Here is a 19,952-nt window from a genome sequence, read left to right as displayed (position 1 = left end):
CCACACAGATTTGCTTGATAAATTGTTAAAGAGCGTTGACCACACACTGAGTTTTCAGCGGGTCAGGGCTGCGTATTTTACGCATTCCCGTTAGTGCGTCAAGTAGTTTTTTCAACTTTCTCAACACTCATCGTTTAGCTTGCTAACCGATGAACTGCTTGGCTTTCTTTGCTTAACTTGCGTTACGCTGTCTGCCGTGTCAGTGGATGCGCATTATAGGGAGATTGAGAAAGTCCGCAAGGGCTTTTTTGAGAAAAATGGATCTTTTTTTAATACTTTCAGTTAGTCACACAATACCCCCACTTTATCCTCAGACTTATCCACAAAATGGGTTTTAACGGTTAAATTTGCTACAGCGGCGGGTTAACTTTAGAGGCTATCGATAAGAATGAAATGATGTTCAATGGGGAATAACGACGATTAGCTATATAAAGAAGAGTAAGAATGTAATCCGGATGACATGGGAGTAAACGTGAGGCTTAATTCTAAATTAATGAAAAAATAAAAAGGCAACTTAGATAAGTTGCCTTTAGTGTACGTTTTATTCTACTTATTCAGTAGGCTTAATCTGTCAGCAGATTAACTTAACTTGCCGTGGCATTGTTTGTACTTACGACCAGAGCCACAAGGACAAGGATCGTTGCGACCCACTTTGTCACCATCACGGATCATCGGTGCTTGCGCAGTGACAGCTTCATGCTCATCACCACCGCCAACAAGCGACTCTGCCGCTGCGTGTTGATAGTCGCGCTGGATCTTGGCATCTTCTTCACGACGACGCGCTTCCATTTCTTCCACATCTGACTGAGCTTGCACTTGTACTTTCGACAGTACACTGATGACGTCGTGTTTCAAGGTGTTCAGCAGTTGTTGGAATAACTCAAACGACTCACGCTTATATTCTTGCTTTGGATTCTTCTGTGCGTAACCACGTAAGTGGATACCTTGACGCAGATGGTCCATCGCCGCTAAATGTTCTTTCCACAGGCCATCGAGCGTTTGTAGCATAACGGCTTTTTCAAACTGGCGTAGCACTTGTGCGCCAACCATTTCTTCTTTTGCCTTATACGCATCGCCCCAAGCAGTGATAATACGCTCACGTAGACTCTCTTCATGCAGATCGTCTTCTTTATCTAACCATTCTTGGATAGGTAATTTGAGCATAAATTCTTGGTGTAGACGTTGCTCTAAACCCGGGATATCCCACAGCTCTTCTACTGATTGCGGCGGAATATATTGATCGATTACCGCGCCAATTACATCGTCTTGGATGTTTTGGATAGTATCTTCAATACTTTCCGCATCCATCAACTCATTGCGCTGGGCGTAAACCACTTGGCGTTGATCGTTAGCGACGTCATCAAATTCGAGTAATTGCTTACGGATATCGAAGTTACGGGCTTCAACTTTACGTTGAGCGTTTTCAATTGCGCGAGACACCCATGGATGCTCGATCGCTTCGCCTTCTTCCATACCCAGCTTTTTCATCATGCCAGAGACACGATCCGAGGCGAAGATACGCATTAAGCTATCTTCCATCGACAGGTAGAAGCGTGATGAACCCGCGTCACCTTGACGACCCGCACGACCACGTAACTGGTTATCGATACGGCGTGACTCGTGACGTTCTGTACCTAGGATATGTAAACCACCCGCAGCAACGACTTCATCATGACGAATTTGCCAATCGGCTTTGATCTTGGCTTTTTGCTCTGCTGTAGGATTATCGAGTTCATCGATTTCCATGTTCCAGTTGCCGCCAAGCACGATATCGGTACCACGACCTGCCATGTTCGTCGCAATAGTCACAGAGCCAGTACGGCCAGCTTGCGCGACGATTTCTGCTTCTCGTTCGTGGAATTTAGCATTTAAAACTTCGTGCGGGATCTTTTCCTGCACCATTAAGCGCGCTAACAGTTCAGACTGTTCGATTGATACTGTACCCACCAATACTGGCTGACCACGTTCACGGCAATCCCAAATCCGCCATATCCTTACGCACCATTGGACGGTTAGTCGGCACAACGACTGTGTCTAATCCATAGATGTGTTGGAATTCAAACGCTTCAGTGTCGGCTGTACCTGTCATACCTGCCAGCTTCTCGTATTGACGGAAGTAGTTCTGGAAAGTGATCGAAGCCAATGTTTGGTTTTCGTTTTGAATGTGCACGCCTTCTTTGGCTTCGACAGCTTGATGTAAGCCTTCTGACCAACGACGACCCGGCATAGTACGACCCGTGTGTTCATCGACTATGATGACTTCGTTGTCTTGTACTATGTAATCCACATCACGTTCAAACAGCGTGTGCGCACGAAGCGCCGCGTTGACGTGGTGTAACAGGGAAATATTAGCTGCAGAATAGAGTGAGTCGCCTTCGGCTAACATGCCGCGCTCGATCAACAGGTTTTCTACTTTTTCTTGACCACGCTCGGTGAAATGCACTTGTTTGGCTTTTTCATCGATGCTGTAGTCGCCCTCACCCACAAACTCTTCCGTATCTTCTTTATCTTGACGGATAAGATTAGGGATCAAGGTGTTGATCTTGATGTATAGCTCAGAGCTATCTTCGGCGGCGCCAGAGATGATCAGCGGCGTACGCGCCTCGTCGATTAAGATTGAATCCACTTCATCGATTAGGGCGTAGTGCAACGGACGTTGAACCCGTTCTTGCGGTGAAAACGCCATGTTATCGCGCAGATAATCGAAACCAAACTCGTTGTTGGTCCCGTAAGTGATATCGGCGTTATAGGCCGATTTCTTCTCATGTTGGCCAATACCAGCGACGTTGATTCCTACGGTTAAACCAAGGAACTCAAACAGTGGGCGGTTATTCTCGGCATCACGACGTGCCAAGTAATCGTTCACTGTAATCACGTGGACGCCTTTGCCTGTCAATGCGTTTAAGTAGGCGGGTAAGGTTGCCGTTAAGGTTTTACCTTCACCTGTACGCATTTCAGCAATACGGTTGCTGTCGAGTACCATACCGCCGAGTAACTGTACGTCGAAATGACGCATATCAAATACACGCTTAGACGCTTCACGCACTGTAGCAAAGGCTTCAGCCATGATGCTATCTAATGAAGCTCCAGCAGCTAAACGCTCACGGAACTCTGCGGTTTTCGCCTTTAATGCTTCATCGGTTAATTTTTCATAATCAGCTTCTAATGCGTTAATGCTAATAACGATCTTTTGAAGCCCTTTAAGGGTGCGGTCGTTGCGACTACCAAATACTTTTGTCAGTAATTTACCAAACATCTGAATCACTTATTCTCTGTAGGCCAAGTCCATGATGGAAACTAGAAGCCAATGTTTCAATTAACTTGCTTTGCGGTAGACAAACTTTTGTGGATCTATCTGCTGTCCGCCGCGCAACACTTCATAATGCACATGAGCCCCAGTTGAGCGCCCAGTGCTTCCCATACTGGCGATAGCATCGCCTTTTGCGACCACATCACCTACAGTCACTGACAAAGCTTTATTATGGCCATAACGCGTATGCAAACCGTTACCATGGTCGATTTCAACCAATTCGCCATAACCGAACATATTTCCAGCAAAAGTCACCACGCCTGCAGCAGTCGCAACAACTTTAGCTCCTTCTCGACCGGTAAAATCAATCCCCTTATGCACAGACCTGCGACCGTTGAAAGGGTCATTACGTAATCCGTAGGGCGACGATAACCAACCTTTATCGAGCGGGATACCTGATATATAACGTTCATCATCTATATGGTGGTTAGATGACACTGTTTCAAGTAGTGAAAGCTGAACATTATTATTGTCAATTCGTGATGCCAACTTATCCATATCGTCGATAAGCTGTCCGAGCTCGATGTTAGTGCCTAGTTCGCTCAAACCACCCACACCAACCTCGGATGAAAAATCAAAATCTTCATCCAACTTATTCTGCTGGGCGACCTGTTGACCTAAAGCTTCGAGACGGGTGATCTTGGCTTGCATACGTGCAACATGAGTCACAAGCATAGCCAGTTGAGACTCAGTAGCACTTTTAAGCTCTAAGACTTGTTTCTTTTGTTGTTCGCGCACGAGACGATCGTTATCGACACTGGCTTGCTGATCTTGAAATCGAGCGGAGTTGTGTTGATAAATACCGGACCCAGTGGCCAACAATAGTATTGGAAGTAGCAACCAGCGTTTACTGGGCTGCCAGCGTGTGACGCCATTCCGACCTTGAATAAATACTGTTACACTCATAGCCTAATTCAGCCATCTTATTATCATATGAAAAAGCCCCCTCAAGATCTCAGCCAATTACTGCATCAATCGGGAAAATTACCCGACCTTGCTGAGAAAGCGGAACTACTTATGTATCTGGATCAGCATGTGAAGCAGATTATTGCAGGTCCTGTTGCGGAGCAACTAAAAGTCGCTAATTTCCGCCAGGGTGTTCTTGTGGTTGAAACCACTTCGGCAGCCTGGGCTGCGCGAATTAATTTCCAAAAGCCGAAGCTATTAATCCAGCTTCAAGCAGAAACGCTCCCAATCCTTACCGCAATTGAAGTTAAAGTCAACCCGAGATTAGCAATGTATGACGCAAAGCCTAAACAGGGACATAAAGAATTAAGCCCAGCAGCAGCGGAGCACATTGCAGCATTAGCGGAAAATATTGGCGGTTCACTGGGTGAAAAACTAAAACGGCTGGCCTCATTGGCCAGCCGTAATAAATAATCTTACCGCTTTTTAAGCAAATACAGCGCCACCTGGTACGGTAAAGCTGACGGGGACATCGGCTTCTTTTTCGAAGCTGACCAACTCCCACGCATCTTGTTGCGCCAGTAAAGCACGCACCAATTGGTTGTTCAACGCATGACCGGTTTTATACGCAGTGAACTCACCTAAAATAGCGTGCCCAGCCACATATAAATCACCAAACGCATCTAGAATTTTGTGCTTAACAAATTCGTCCTCATAACGCAGGCCGTCGGGATTAAGGACGCGATATTCATCAAGTACAACAGCGTTTTCCATGCTGCCGCCCAACGCTAGGTTGTTGGCTCGCAAATATTCGATATCACGCATAAACCCAAAAGTACGGGCGCGGCTGATATCTTTCACGAAAGCAGAAGTTGAAAAGTCCATCACCACATGCTGTTGGCTACGAGCGATTTCTGGATGCGCAAAATCAATTTTAAAATTGACTCTAAAACCTTTAAACGGTTTTAACTCGGCCCATTTATCGCCATCTTCAACGCGCACAGGGCGCTTAATCTTTAAGTACTTCTTAGGCGCGGCCTGCTCTTTAATACCAGCAGACTGCAACAAGAAGACGAATGGGCTTGCACTGCCATCCATAATAGGAATTTCAGGCGCGTCCACTTCGATTACAGCGTTATCTATGCCTAAACCCGCAAGTGCTGCAAATAAATGCTCAATGGTCGAGATACGAATACCTTCGTCATTGACAAGTGCCGTACACATAGTGGTTTCACGAACTTGCTCCGCCTTCGCTGGGATGGCGACGGCAGGACTCAAATCGGTGCGCACGAGTACGATCCCTGAATTAACGGGCGCGGGCATAATGCTCAAAGTGACCTTGTTGCCAGAATGCAATCCGACACCAGTTGTTTTCACCATTTTCTGAACAGTTCGTTGAAATATCATTCAGTTACCCGTTTATATGCCAATTATAAAGCCTAATATTTGTACACTCAGCGTCGGCAAATCGAGCCGCACTGGTTCAACATAATAACATAACTTTATTATGTCACACAAATGCAGCTATGTTGTGGTATTGCCCAAAACGAACAACACCTCACATATTACGCTGGACTCAAACGCTCTCGCTAGTCGGCTTGCTTACGCAAAAATGCTGGAATATCAAGATAATCCAATTCATGCTTTGTCGATGGTGCAGGCGTAGGAGCTGGCTGCGGTGCCGCTGGCAACACGTTGCCTTTTGGCGCTGCATAGTTCACATGTGCAGCTTCTTCGACATAGGCTTCGACTTTTGGTTCAACAACTACAGGCTCTGGACGAGGTGCAGGTTTAGAAACCAATTGGATATCAGGACGCTTTTCAGCACCAATACCGGTCGCAACAACCGTTACACGCAGCTCATCACTCATTTCAGGGTCGATGACAGCACCAACAACCACAGTCGCGTTGTCAGAGGCGTAAGCCTTAACGTGGTTACCAACAGTTTCGAACTCTTCGATACTCATGTCCATACCCGCAGTAATGTTAACTAACACACCACGCGCACCGGCTAAGTCGATGTCTTCTAATAATGGGCTGGCAACAGCAGCTTCGGCCGCTTCTTCAGCGCGGTCTTCACCGCGAGCGACGCCTGTACCCATCATGGCATTACCCATTTCAGACATCACAGTCTTCACGTCGGCGAAGTCGACGTTAATCAGACCAGGACGAGTGATAAGCTCGGCAATACCTTGTACCGCGCCAAGTAACACATTATTCGCTGCGGCGAACGCATCGAGTAAAGAAGTACCACGGCCCAATACTTTTAATAATTTTTCGTTCGGGATCGTGATTAACGAATCCACGTGCTTAGCCAGCTCAGCAATACCTTGCTCAGCGTAAGCCATACGTTTTTTCCCTTCGAATGGGAAAGGCTTAGTCACAACCGCAACGGTCAGAATACCTTCTTCACGTGCGATTTGAGCCACAACAGGTGCAGCACCTGTACCTGTACCACCGCCCATACCGGCAGCGATAAAGATCATGTCAGAACCTTTGATTGCCGCGCGAATGTTTTCGCGGTCTTCTTCAGCTGCAGCACGACCCACATCTGGGTTTGCCCCTGCTCCAAGACCTTTAGTGACATCGCGTCCTAATTGAATTGTTGAGCCAGCGCCTGATTTTCTCAGGGCCTGAGCGTCTGTATTGGTAACGATAAACTCAACACCTTCAATGTTGTGTTTGACCATATGTTCGACAGCGTTACCGCCGCCGCCGCCAACGCCGATGACTTTAATCACCGCGTCGTCTGAGTGAGTATCCATGATCTCAAACATTGTCTGATCTCCGTGTTGCCTGCGTTATGAAAATTAAAATTCGCCCTTAAACCAGCTTTGGACCCGATTCCAAGCGCTAGTTACCCCTTGGCGCTCAGGACGTTCGAACTGACGTTCGATCACCCGTCGTGCGCCGTAATGAAGCAGTCCGACTCCTGTGGAGTAAATAGACTGGTCCACGTATTCATATAAACCTTTGATCGGTAGCGGTGACGCTACGCGAACTGGCATGCCAAAAGTCGCTTCCGCAATATCAACCACACCTTGAATCGACGCTGTGCCACCTGTGAGCACAATACCTGCGGCGATTTGATCTTCTAATCCACTGTCTTTCAACTCTTTAAGCACAAGCTCAAACAGCTCTTGGTATCTTGGTTCTACCACTTCGGCGAGCGTATGACGTGACATGCTCCTCGATGGACGACCACCTACCGATGGCACTTCAATACTGTCTTCGCGGCTCACCATAGAACTGCGAGCACAGGCGAACTGCACTTTAATTTGTTCAGCATGTGACGACGGCGTGCGGAAAATCTTTGCAATGTCGTTCGTCACTTGGTTACCTGCAACCGGTACAACCGCACAATGACGCAAGGCGCCATTGGTATATACCGCGATATCCGTGGTGCCACCGCCGATATCGACGATACACACACCTAAATCTTTCTCATCGAAGGTCAACACAGCATCGGCTGAAGCAATCCCAGAGAACACTAAGTCGTCGACCTTAAGGCCACAACGCTCAACGCTCTTAGTAATATTCTTCGCCATATCATTGGCGCAGGTCACTATGTGTACCTTGGCCTCCATACGCATACCGGACATACCAATTGGGCTGCGAATACCGTCTTGAACGTCGATTGCATATTCCTGCGGCAGCACGTGTAAAATGCGACGTTCGGTCGGGATCTTCACCGAGCGAGCCGTATGGATCACGTTATCAACATCTTCCTGTGTCACTTCTTCATCGTTGATCGATACCATGCCGTTTTCATTTTGGCAGGCGATGTGTTTACCCGAAATACTCAAGTAAACCGATGACACTTGGCAATCCGCCATTAATTCCGCTTGATCGAGCGCACGTTGCACACTGCGAACTATCGAATCTAAATCGTTCACGCCACCTTTATCCATGCCCCTTGAGGGATGGTTACCAAGGCCGACTATGCTAATTTCGCCATCGGGCAGAACTTCGCCTATGATCACTGCGACCTTAGAGGTTCCTATGTCCAATCCGACGATAAGGTTTCTATCTTGGTTTTTGATCATTAATTATCGGCTCTCTTGTTTGTGCATCGCCCCAGCCTACGGCCAACCCTGTGTCGTAGCGCAAATCTACTCTGGCAACGGATTTCTCTTGTTTCGCCAAAACCGGATAAACAGTAATAAATCGTTGTATCCGTGCAATTTTATCTTCTCGACCCAAATCTAAAACGATACCGTTTCCAAGGGTCGCGTGCCACGCATGTCGTGGCGTTAAATTCAAACTGGCTAAGGTAAAGCCGTTAATCTTTAGTAGGGAGTTGATCTGTGCATAGACAGTCAACACCTCAAGGCCCATATCATTTGGTCCAGATAACTGCGGTAAATGCTCAAGCTCTGGGTGCGATGGCGCTTCAAATACTTCTCCATGCACGTTCAACCACAAGTCACCATTCCAATGGGCTGCGGGTTGTTGCTCTTGCAAATACACCCTGAGTTTCGCTGGCCACTCACGCCTTACCGATGCGCGATACACCCAAGGTAAAGCTTCTAATGCCTGCTGCACTAAGGTAATGTCAGCACTAAAAAAACTGCGCTGCATTAAATGCTGTAGTGCTACTTGTATATCTTTATCTGTGGTGTAAACCCGCTCACCTTTGATGGCAACGGCCTCAATCGGCAAGTTGCTGGCATCATTCAAAAATTTATGTAACTGATAGCCACCAAATACAAAACTGGCTACGATGAAGAATAAAAAGCCAGCCCCGCTCCATTGATACCAATTAAACCGTGACATTCTTGCCCGCCAGTGCCGCCTCTTATCACTCCAAGACACGCTTCATCCCACCTTTAACGACACCCATTAAAAACCACAGAAAACCGGCCATTATATAGACCAAAATCCTTTGGTCAAAATTTCCTTTTTCTCGCAGATCAAGCGCTAAAGATCAGCTTGCTTGCGCAGGTAACTCCACCACAGCAAACCCTAATCCAGACGACGCTAACTGTCGCGACAGGGCGCCAATATTACCCGCACCTTGGGTGAGTAATAAATCCCCGTCCTGCAATACATCGGGCAACACTTCTGCAAGCAGATCTGGGCTTGCGATAAAGATCGGATCTAGCTGACCACGCAAGCGAATTGAACGACATAATGCGCGACCATCCGCACCTGTGATCGGCGCTTCACCCGCACTATAAATATCGAGTAACAATAAGCAATCCACTTGTGATAACACTTCCACAAAATCCTCATACAAATCACGGGTACGAGTGTATCTGTGCGGCTGATACGCCATGACCAAACGTCTATCAGGCCATCCTGCGCGCGCAGCTTTAATGGTCGCCGCAACTTCGCTGGGATGATGACCATAATCATCCACTAACATGACTTCGCCCTTCGGCGTGGCAAATTTGCCTAAATGCTGGAAACGACGCCCTATACCTTGGAACTCCACTAAAGCCTGAGTAATAGCGTTATCGTCGATTTCATCTTCAGTCGCCACCGCAATGGCAGCTAACGCATTGAGCACATTATGTTGGCCCGGTAAATTCAACACCAGATCGAGATCTTCTTTAGCTTTACGTCTAACAGTAAAACGGCACTGATGACCTTGCTGGCTAAAATTAAGTGCTTGCACGTCCGCATCGTCACTGAAACCATAGGTCACGTGTTTACGGCCAATACGCGGCAGAATCTCACGCACGACGGCATCATCAATGCACACCACAGCCACACCGTAGAACGGCAAGTTGTGCAGAAAATCCACAAAAGTCGATTTCAGTTTTTCAAAATCACCGCCATAAGTATCCATATGATCAGCTTCGATGTTGGTCACCACACTGACCATAGGCTGCAAATGCAAGAAGCTCGCATCACTCTCATCGGCTTCGGCAATCAAATAACGGCTGGTGCCTAATCTGGCATTGGTACCGGCACTGTTGAGCAAGCCACCAATCACAAAGGTTGGGTCCCGCCCAGCTTGACCATAAACGCTGGCGATAAGGCTCGTTGTCGTGGTTTTACCATGGGTGCCCGCAATCGCCACACCATGTCGATAACGCATCAACTCGGCTAACATCTCAGCACGACGCACAATAGGAATACGTAATTCTTTAGCGGCAAGGATTTCTGGATTTTCCAGATTAATCGCGGTTGATATGACGACCACATCCACTTGCTGCACGTTTTCAGCGGCATGACCAATTTGGATCTTGGCTCCGAGTAAACACAATCTGTCAGTCACGGCATTTTGCGCAATATCCGAACCACTCACCTGATAGCCTTCGTTCACTAACACTTCGGCGATCCCGCCCATGCCCGCGCCGCCAATGCCGACGAAGTGAATACGCTTAATACGGCGCATTTCTGGGATCATGCTTCTCAGTTGTGCGTATCTTTCTGTCTTAGTCATGCTTATCCTTTCTCAGCAAGGCTGATGCACACTGCGGCAACTTGTTCAGTCGCATCCAGTACCGCAACGTCTCTCGCTCTTTGGCCCATACGGGCTAATTCTGTTCTGTCATTGGCGAGCAACTGTAATTTGTTCGCCAGTTTATTCACATCCAAGATGGCCTGTGGCAATAGGAAAGCTGCGCCAGCCTCAACCAATACTTGAGCGTTACGGGTTTGATGATCATCCACTGCATGGGGATAAGGTACCAGAATACTCGGTAGCCCCACCGCCGCTAACTCAGACACAGTCAAGGCGCCAGCTCGGCACAATACCACATCAGCCCAGCGATAGGCGGCTTCCATATCGTCGATAAACTCAGCGATATTCACGCCACCATCTTGTCCTTGTTGCTGATATGCCGCCTTCACGCCCGTAAGATTATCTTTACCCACTTGATGCCAAACCGTCACTGACTGCTGCTGACTCAGTATCGCGACAGCTTCTGGCATAAGATCGTTAAATACTTTGGCGCCAAGGCTGCCACCGACCACGAGCACTTTTAAGGCTTCATCAGCCTCATGCTTAGGTTCTGCACCTAAGGCAATCAGTTCTTGGCGAATCGGATTACCAACGACCTTGGCCTTCACTGTGGTAAAGGTATTTTTAAAGGCGCATAACACTTGCGTCGCAATCCGCGACAACAACTTGTTTGTCATCCCTGGGATGGCATTTTGTTCATGCAGCACCAGTGGAATACCGGCTAATCTTGCCGCAACACCACCTGGGCCACTGGCGAATCCGCCCATGCCAAGGACCACATCGGGTTTAAACTCCGCAATCACGGCCTTAGCCTGCAATATTGAACGCACCACTTTAAAGGGCGCCGCAAGTTTTCGGATCAAACCATTACCGCGCACACCTTTGATATCGATGAAATCAATATCAAATCCATACTGGGGCACTAAACGCGCCTCCATACGATCGGCCGTGCCTAACCAACGCACTTGCCAACCCTGTTGAGCTAAATACTTAGCCACCGCCAGTGCCGGGAACACATGTCCTCCCGTACCACCCGCCATGACTAAAATACGTTTTCCTGTTGGAGTCATCACTTCAATCTCCCTTGCACGGCCTGAACTAATGTCATGCGCCGCTCGTAATCAATGCGCAGCAACATCATCGCTGCCGCAGTCATGACCCATAAACTACTACCACCGTAACTGATAAAAGGTAATGTCAGCCCTTTGGTTGGCAACATGCCGATACTCGCGCCGACATTCACCACAGTCTGGAAACAAATCCAAATACCGATGGCATAACCTAAATAACCTTCAAATGGCTTATCCATGGCTAAACACAAATTACCTAAACGAATCGATCTCAGCGCCACAAATAGCAGTACAGATAACACGGCAATAATGCCGATAAAGCCCAATTCTTCCCCGATCACGGCAAAGATAAAGTCTGTGTGCGCTTCGGGTAAATATTCTAATTTTTGAATACTATTTCCGAGCCCTTGGCCAAACCAATCACCTCGACCATAGGCCATCAAAGATTGAGTCAACTGGTAACCGCTACCGAAGGGATCTTGCCAAGGATCCATAAAGGAGGTCACTCGGCGGATACGATACGGTTCCAATAGCACTAGGGCCACAAACGCCAATACGCCCGCAAAAATCAAGGCAAAGAAATCGAGTAAACGCGCACCGGCTAAAAACAATAGACCAACCGTTCCAACAAATAGCACCACCACAGTACCTAAGTCGGGCTGCATCAAAATCAGCACAGCATAAATCGCAAATACTGCAATCGGCTTATAGAAGCCTTTAGCATTCTCGCGCACTTCCTGATGACGCCTCACTAAGTAACCCGCCATATAGATGGCGAAGGCAAATTTAGCGACTTCCGCCACCTGGATGCGAATAGGGCCTATGGATAACCAACGCGTCGCACCGTTTACCGTAGTGCCAACCACCAATACAGCCAACAACATCAAACCCACAATCAACAACAACATGGGGCTCCAGCGCTGCCAAGTCTGCATCTCTACTCTTAGCACAAATGCCGCAATGAATAAGCAACCCACTAAATAACCCACATGGCGAGTCATAAAATAAAATGGGTTCCCCGTGAGCGTTTGCGCTTCAGGCATAGAGGCTGACATCACCATTACAAAGCCGAAGCTAATCAAAGACAACACAGCCGCGAGCAAAGCACGGTCGTACAATTGCACGCCCGGGACTTCGGTATCACGTTGCCAATTGGGTATTGCTAAACGCAAACGCCCAAATAGGCTAAGTTGTCTTGCATCACTCGCCATTAAGTTGTCCCACGAGGTTTCTAAAATCATCACCTCGAGCCATGAAGTTACTGTACATATCTAAACTGGCGCAGGCTGGTGATAATAAAACGATATCACCAGAGGTTGCCAATTCAGCGGCTTTCGCTACCGCAGCAGCCATAGTGTCGACTCTTATCGAGCCGTCTTTCAATGCAGCAATCTTTTTACCATCGCGGCCTAAGGTGATGAGGTGTGTGACTTTAGCTAAAGCCACAGCTAAAGGCTTAAAATCAGCCCCTTTACCGTCACCGCCAGCAATCAAAATAATATCGCCTAAGTGGTCACTCAAGCCATCGAGCGCGGCGACTGTAGCACCGACGTTTGTCGCTTTAGAGTCATTGACATAGGTCACGCCATTCTTAACACCAACCACTTCACAGCGATGGGATAAGCCAGTAAAAGTACGCGCCACTTTTGCCATAACGTGCTTATCGACACCCACGACATCCACAAGCGCCATCGCCGCAAGTAGGTTGGCATGGTTATGACTGCCAATCAGCGACACTTCAGTGATCGGCATTATTTCGCTGCTGCCGTGATAAATCTTGCTGTCGCTGATGCCCCATTCGTCCGCTTCTGGCGCCGCTAAACCAAAACTGTTTTGGTTCATTGGTTCTGGCGGTACGGTCAGTTTATCGTCACGATTAAAAAGTACGGCACGGGTTTGTTTGTATAAGCGTAATTTAGCCTCGCGGTAGGCATCAATGTCACTGTATCTGTCCATGTGGTCTTCGCTGATATTCAAACAGGTCGCCACCACACACTTAAGACTGTGGGTGGTTTCCAATTGAAAGCTCGACAACTCAAGCACAAATAAGTCGGCATTTTCATGCAGTAGATCCAGCGCAGGCACACCAATATTCCCACCAACGGCAACGGCGATACCCGCTTCCCTTGCCATTTCGCCCACAAGCGTAGTGACAGTCGATTTTCCGTTAGAGCCAGTAATACCAATCACACAAGGTTTACGGTCAGCAATCTCACGGGCAAATAGCTCCACATCGCCAATCACCTCAATGCCCATATCCACAGCGGCACGCACCTCTGGGGTATAAGTAGCAATGCCGGGACTAATAATGATCTGCGTCGCTTGCACAAGATAACGGCAATCGAATCCGCCAGAAATCAGCTTCACATCAGGAAAAGACGTTGCTAACGTTTCAGCACCCGGAGGCTGCCGACGACTGTCCATCACCAATGGCGTAATGCCCTTTCCACACAAATAGCGCACCACGGACAAGCCCGTTGCCCCTAAACCTAACACTATGTGTGAATACTGATTTTGCATAACCAATTACCTTAACTTCAACGTGGCTAAGCCAAGTAAGACGAGGAATATCGAGATAATCCAAAAACGCACTATCACTCGAGGTTCAGGCCAACCTTTTAACTCATAGTGATGGTGGATCGGCGCCATGCGGAAAATACGCTGGCCGCGTAACTTGTACGAACCCACCTGCAGAATCACTGACAGGGTTTCCATCACGAACACGCCGCCCATAATCACTAACAAAATCTCTTGGCGAACGAGCACTGCAATCGTGCCAAGTGCAGCACCTAATGACAGTGAACCCACATCGCCCATGAAGACTTGCGCGGGATAAGTGTTAAACCATAAAAAGCCCAGACCCGCACCGACAATGGCGGTACAGACAATCACAAGCTCACCCGAACCGGGTAAATGCGGAATATGTAAGTAGTTTGCAAACTGCGCGTGACCCGACAAATAAGCAATCAACGCAAACGCCGCCGCGACCATTACCGTCGGCATAATCGCCAAACCATCGAGACCATCGGTTAAGTTCACCGCATTACTCGAACCCACTATCGTGAAGTATGCCAATACGATAAATACGGCGCCGAGTTGCGGCATCACGTCTTTAAAGAAAGGCACCACTAATTGGGTTTCGCCTGGATTGGCCGCCGTGGCATACAGGAAAAAAGCAATAAGCAGCGCAGCCAAAGATTGCAGAATGTACTTCCAGCGCGCGATCAAGCCTTTAGTGTCTTTACGCACCACTTTGCGGTAATCGTCGATAAAGCCGATCAAACCGAAACTGCCGAGCACAAACAGCATGACCCACACATAGCGGCTACCGAGATCGCCCCACAGCAACACGCTGATGAAAATAGCAGCCAATATCAGCAAGCCACCCATAGTCGGCGTGCCACGCTTACTAAAATGTGATTCTGGACCATCGTTACGCACAACCTGACCAATTTGCAGTAATTGCAAACGTTCAATCAGTTTAGGGCCAAACCATAAGCTAAAAACCAATGCGGTCAATAAGCCTAAAATGGCTCGAAATGTCACATAGGAAAACACGTTAAACCCGGTATGAAAACGGGTTAAATACTCGGCCAGATATACCAGCATTTACACTAACTCCCCACGCCCGAAGGCTACTGTTAGGCCATCCACGACCCGCTCCATGGCGGCGCTACGTGAACCTTTAACGAGAACCGTTACCTGTCCCGGCAACTGGTTTATATGCTTTATAAGTTTTTCTACTAACGTCGCCACACTGTCATAGTGCTCCGCACCGAAAGCTTGGCTCGTGTGCTGACTTAAAGTTCCGGTACAAAACAAGGCATCAATCCCCTGTTGCTTGGCCAGTTGCCCTAGTTCAGCGTGTAAAAGGGGCGCATTGTCGCCTAATTCTCCTAAATCTCCCAGTACCAGACAGCGATTTTCAGAAATTTCCTTTAACCAAGCGATCGCCGCGCCAACGGAGACAGGATTTGCGTTATAGCTATCGTCGATTAGACGCACGCGTCCCAATTGACTCGGCTGCATACGTCCTTTCACTGGCGTTAATTGGCTCAAGCCTTCAGATATTTCAGTCAAACTCAATCCCAAAGCAATACAAACACTTGCAGCGGCGAGAGCATTACTCACCTGATGACGACCCGCCAACGGCAATACCACTTGGCAAGATTCACCTAAATAATTGAGCATAAAACGATAGCAACCATCCGCATTAGTCTTATGGCCTGTCGCTATCACGTCGATATGACGTTTAGCGGCGCCATCTTGCTGGGAGAAGCTCAGTTGCTTATAAGGTCTTGCCTTAACGCTCATAAAATCAGCGAAGGCATCATCGGCGTTAATGATGGCAGTGCCATCGGCCTGCAGATGATTAAAAATCTCTGACTTCGCCTGTGCGACACCTGCTTGTGATCCAAATCCTTCTAAATGGGCGCTGCCGACGTTATTCACCAGCGCGACGTTTGGACGCACAAGTCCCGAGGTGTAATCGATTTCACCTTTATGGTTAGCGCCGAGCTCGAATATCCCAAACTCATCCTCTGGCGTTAAACGCAGCAAAGTGAGCGGCACACCAATCTCATTATTAAAATTGCCAGCGGTATAGAGGATTTGATGCTTTGCCGACAGAATGGTCGCGATCATTTCCTTCACGCTGGTTTTGCCGTTTGAGCCAGTCAAAGCAACACAAATCGGATTGATCTGGTCACGAACATAAGCACCAATCGCACCCATGGCCTTTTGACAATCAGCCACAATGAGCTGCGGGACATCAAAAGCTAATTCACGCTCAACCATTAACGCCGCGGCGCCGTTCGCAATAGCTGTTGCGGCAAAATCATGGCCGTCAAAGCGCTCACCCTTTAAGGCAACAAACAGGGTTGCAGCGCCGATTTTACGGCTATCACTGCTTAAATCTTGGATGGTGACGTCGTCACCGACTCGAAACGTACCTAAGTGTTGACTTAGGGTCTCGAGAGAAAGAGGGATCATCTTAATTGCTCCGATAACTGGCGTGCCAGAGCGCGTTCATCATAGTCATGACGCACACCTGCCGCCTCTTGGTAAGTTTCGTGGCCCTTGCCCGCCAGCAAGATCACATCGCCAGGTTTAGCCAATGCCACAACCTCTTTAATCGCTGCGATACGGTCAACCTGAGTCAATGCCTGCTCTGGTGTTGCAAGCCCTTGGATAATATCGGTAATAATTTGCGCGGGGTCTTCACTGCGCGCATTGTCGCTGGTCACCATAATGCGGTCGGCAAACTGTTCAGCAGCTTGGCCCATCAAAGGACGCTTGCCCTTATCACGGTCGCCGCCACAACCAAACACGCACCATAAATCACCAGCACAATGGCGACGTAGCGCGTTTAACGCTTGTTCTATCGCATCGGGTGTATGGGCATAATCGACCACTAAGGTGATGTTATCCGCTGTAGTGAAACGCTCCATACGACCTGCAACGGGCGTTAAATATTGCACCTGCTCGGCTAACGCTTTCATATCAAAACCTTGCAGATACAAGGCCGATAACGCCGCGAGTAAATTAGAGAGATTAAAGGCACCAAGAAGTGGCGAGTGGATTTGAGTCTCGCCCTCGGGCCACACTAAGGTTGCACTGACACCTTGATCGTCAAACTTGGCATTTTTAGTATAAAAAGCCGCACCTTGATGACCTTCAATGCTAAAACCCCAAATCTGCGCAGGCACAGGCTTAAGCTCAGTCAACCAAGAGGCGCCAACTGCATCGTCGAGATTCAATAAACCGTGACCTAAAGTGCTGAAACGAAATAGGCTTTGTTTAGCGGCGGCATAGCTTTCCATATCGCCGTGGTAATCGAGGTGATCGCGCGTCAGATTAGTGAACACGGCAACATCAAATGGTACTGCGTCGACGCGGCCTTGCACTAAGCCGTGGCTCGACACTTCCATGGCGCAGACGTTCGCGCCTTGGGCTTCAAACTCATGCAACTGACGCATTAAGGTAATCGCATCGGCTGTGGTGTTACCACTATCAACAAGCTCGCCCCAGAGACCATTGCCAAGGGTGCCCATGACGGCAGCTTTGCGCCCCAATGAAGTCACCAGTTGTGCAATGAGTTGACTCGTAGAGGTTTTACCGTTAGTTCCAGTAATGCCGATAACCCCAAGGGATGGCATAACGGCAGACTTGTGCGCTAAGGGATAACGCTGGGCGGCAATTGCCGATACCTGACGACTTAACTGAAAGAAATAAATCTGCACACAGTGCTCGGCATTATCGCCCAGCAACACTTTGCCATGTTGGTCAGCATCATCCGTGTGAACTAATACGCCTGCGGCACCTAAATCTAAGGCTTTTTCAATAAACTGTCTGCCATCGACCTTATGTCCTGGCAGCGCCAAAAACACATCGCCGCGACGTATTGCGCGGCTATCTAAGGTCAGATCATTGAAGGACTGCGCGCCAGCATAATGTAGCCAAGGCGCTAGCAAATCCCGTAATAACATCATTCTGCTCTCCCAGCGGCGATTCCCGCCAATTGCACTTGTTCTTTATCGGTAATGGGTTCAACGTTTAACATTTGCAGTGCGCCAGACATGACTTTGGCAAATGCAGGCCCCGCCACTGAACCACCATAATAGAGATCACCCTTAGGCTCATTCACTACCACCACTATCGCTAATCTAGGATTATTCGCAGGAGCAACACCCGCAAATAAAGCAACATAATCATCACCATAACCACCAGCAACTGCCTTACGACTTGTGCCAGACTTACCTGCAACTGGATAACCGTCGATGTGTGCTAAGGTGCCAGTGCCACCTTTTTCCGTTACACCGACCAGCATTTGCATCACATCGTGGGCCACATTTTCAGAAATGACTCGCTCACCGACAGGTGGCTTTTTCAGTTTCATTATCGAGACTGGGAACAAAGTACCGCCATTGCCTAAGGTGGCGTACATGCGCGCGAGTTGAAGTGTTGTTGCCGTTAAGCCGTAACCGAAGGACAAGGTGGCACGTTCAAAGTCTGACCAACGGTGGCGATCTTGAATCAAGCCAGCGCTTTCACCCGTGAGGTTAATTCCCGAAAAACTACCAAGTCCCATGGATTGATAAGTGCCGAGCAGTTGCTGCACCGGAATAGACAAAGCCAATTTACTGATGCCGACGTTACTGGATTTAGCCAAAATACGCGCCAAACTCATATCGCCGTAGTTCGCGGGGTCACGTACTTGGCGACCACCTAAACGCATCCAACCCGGTGAAGTGGCAATAATATCGGTCGATTTAACTGTGCCAGCTTCAAGCGCTGCGGCTACCACAAATGGCTTAATGGTCGAACCCGGCTCAAAGGTATCTGTCATAGCACGGTTACGCATTCTGAAGGTTTGCAGATTGTCGCGCGCATTGGGGTTATACGAAGGCGTATTCACCATTGCCAAGACTTCACCCGTATGAATGTCGAGGACGACAATCGAACCCGAAGTCGCTTGGTTCATCTCAGTGGTGCGTTTTAGTTCGCGATAGGCTAATTGTTGGATCCTATGATCGATACTCAGCACGAGATCGTTAGGACTCTCACCTTCCTGCACTATATCGAGACGCTCGACGACATGACCATCGCGTGACTTACGCACTTTTTGTTTGGAAGGCGTACCTGTTAACCAACTATTGTAAGCATTTTCAACACCTTCAATCCCAACATCATCTATGTTAGTGATGCCGATTAACTGAGCTGTGATTTCACCACCTGGATAATAACGGCGAGATTCAGACTTTAGAAATACACCGGGTAATTTAAGCTGAGTAATATAGTCCGCAACCGCAGGGGTAATTTGGCGTTTCAAGTAGGTGAAGCGTTTGGTGGGGTTACTGCGTACTCGCTCTAACAAATCTTCGAGGGGCTCATGCAACACATCGGCTAAGGCTTGCCAGCGGCGCATATCGGCAAAACCATTACTATCATTGACTTGTTTTGGATCGGCCCAGACGGCTCGTACAGGTACGCTCACGGCCAACATGTCGCCATTTCGGTCAGTGATCAAGCCACGCTGCACTTCACGACTTGTGGTCCGCAATGTTCGCATGTCACTTTCGTGACGTAATTTGTCAGGCTCGATAATTTGAATGTAAGCTGCGCGTCCCACTAGGCTGCAAAACAACGCACACACAAACCCGACCACTACGTATAAACGCCAGTGGATCAATTGAGGTTTTTGCGGTTTGCTTACCCGTTTGATTTTCGCTTGCCTAGTCATATCTTCCCT

14 protein-coding genes and 1 pseudogene are annotated in these 19,952 nt (G+C 48.4%); 1 reads left to right on the top strand and 14 read right to left on the bottom strand.

All coding sequences use genetic code 11. The features are described 5' to 3' along the window. Positions 1–579: 579 nt before the first annotated feature. Positions 580–3,256: pseudogene (secA, locus tag L5M37_RS19520) on the bottom strand (preprotein translocase subunit SecA). A 60-nt stretch (positions 3,257–3,316) separates the two neighbouring features. After that, positions 3,317–4,216, bottom strand: coding sequence for a M23 family metallopeptidase (locus L5M37_RS19515; protein WP_105251201.1), 900 nt, complete (start codon positions 4,214–4,216; stop codon positions 3,317–3,319). A gap of 27 nt (positions 4,217–4,243) precedes the next feature. On the opposite strand from L5M37_RS19515, the gene L5M37_RS19510 reads away from it, so the two are divergent. Continuing rightward, positions 4,244–4,690: a DUF721 domain-containing protein gene (locus tag L5M37_RS19510; RefSeq protein ID WP_105251200.1), complete on the top strand. Its 447-nt coding sequence runs from the start codon at positions 4,244–4,246 to the stop codon at positions 4,688–4,690. 12 nt (positions 4,691–4,702) lie between these two features. Here L5M37_RS19510 and lpxC read toward each other — a convergent pair whose 3' ends face one another. The 12 genes from lpxC to L5M37_RS19450 form a co-directional block, all read right to left on the bottom strand. Further along, entirely contained in the window at positions 4,703–5,623 is a 921-nt protein-coding gene (gene lpxC / locus L5M37_RS19505; protein WP_011845621.1) for a UDP-3-O-acyl-N-acetylglucosamine deacetylase, read from the bottom strand. Positions 5,624–5,805: 182 nt separating this feature from the next. Then, the gene (gene ftsZ / locus L5M37_RS19500; RefSeq protein ID WP_106648312.1) at positions 5,806–6,993 is read right to left on the bottom strand and encodes a cell division protein FtsZ; all 1,188 of its coding nucleotides are present in this window, start codon (positions 6,991–6,993) and stop codon (positions 5,806–5,808) included. Positions 6,994–7,026: 33 nt separating this feature from the next. Further along, a complete protein-coding gene (gene ftsA, locus L5M37_RS19495) occupies positions 7,027–8,262 on the bottom strand; it encodes a cell division protein FtsA (protein WP_006079897.1) in 1,236 nt (411 codons plus the stop codon). Further along, positions 8,243–8,992 (bottom strand): cell division protein FtsQ/DivIB, encoded by a 750-nt coding sequence (locus L5M37_RS19490; RefSeq protein ID WP_168826587.1) that lies wholly within the window; start codon positions 8,990–8,992, stop codon positions 8,243–8,245. The genes ftsA and L5M37_RS19490 overlap by 20 nt, the downstream gene beginning before the upstream one ends. A gap of 151 nt (positions 8,993–9,143) precedes the next feature. Next, positions 9,144–10,610, bottom strand: coding sequence for a UDP-N-acetylmuramate--L-alanine ligase (gene murC, locus L5M37_RS19485; protein ID WP_105251197.1), 1,467 nt, complete (start codon positions 10,608–10,610; stop codon positions 9,144–9,146). A gap of 2 nt (positions 10,611–10,612) precedes the next feature. Further along, positions 10,613–11,701 carry an undecaprenyldiphospho-muramoylpentapeptide beta-N-acetylglucosaminyltransferase gene (murG, locus tag L5M37_RS19480; protein ID WP_168826594.1) on the bottom strand — a complete coding sequence of 363 codons (1,089 nt, stop codon included), beginning with the start codon at positions 11,699–11,701 and terminating at the stop codon, positions 10,613–10,615. Beyond that, entirely contained in the window at positions 11,701–12,912 is a 1,212-nt protein-coding gene (gene ftsW, locus L5M37_RS19475) for a cell division protein FtsW (protein WP_113941076.1), read from the bottom strand. The genes murG and ftsW overlap by 1 nt, the downstream gene beginning before the upstream one ends. Continuing rightward, positions 12,902–14,221, bottom strand: coding sequence for a UDP-N-acetylmuramoyl-L-alanine--D-glutamate ligase (murD, locus tag L5M37_RS19470; RefSeq protein ID WP_131525724.1), 1,320 nt, complete (start codon positions 14,219–14,221; stop codon positions 12,902–12,904). Before murD ends, ftsW begins: the two co-directional genes overlap by 11 nt. Positions 14,222–14,227: 6 nt before the next feature. Continuing rightward, complete coding sequence (mraY, locus tag L5M37_RS19465; RefSeq protein WP_006079891.1) at positions 14,228–15,310, bottom strand: phospho-N-acetylmuramoyl-pentapeptide-transferase; 1,083 nt, start codon at positions 15,308–15,310, stop codon at positions 14,228–14,230. Next, positions 15,311–16,693, bottom strand: a complete 1,383-nt coding sequence (locus tag L5M37_RS19460; protein WP_263201672.1) for a UDP-N-acetylmuramoyl-tripeptide--D-alanyl-D-alanine ligase — start codon at positions 16,691–16,693, stop codon at positions 15,311–15,313. Then, entirely contained in the window at positions 16,690–18,192 is a 1,503-nt protein-coding gene (murE, locus tag L5M37_RS19455; RefSeq protein WP_263201671.1) for a UDP-N-acetylmuramoyl-L-alanyl-D-glutamate--2,6-diaminopimelate ligase, read from the bottom strand. Before murE ends, L5M37_RS19460 begins: the two co-directional genes overlap by 4 nt. Beyond that, on the bottom strand, positions 18,189–19,943 hold the full coding sequence (locus L5M37_RS19450; protein WP_105251191.1) for a penicillin-binding transpeptidase domain-containing protein: 1,755 nt from the start codon (positions 19,941–19,943) through the stop codon (positions 18,189–18,191). The genes murE and L5M37_RS19450 overlap by 4 nt, the downstream gene beginning before the upstream one ends. Positions 19,944–19,952: the final 9 nt, after the last annotated feature.

The organism is Shewanella sp. SM69 (assembly GCF_025653985.1).
GTDB lineage: Bacteria > Pseudomonadota > Gammaproteobacteria > Enterobacterales > Shewanellaceae > Shewanella > Shewanella oncorhynchi.
This window is presented reverse-complemented; position numbering and strand designations above follow the sequence as displayed.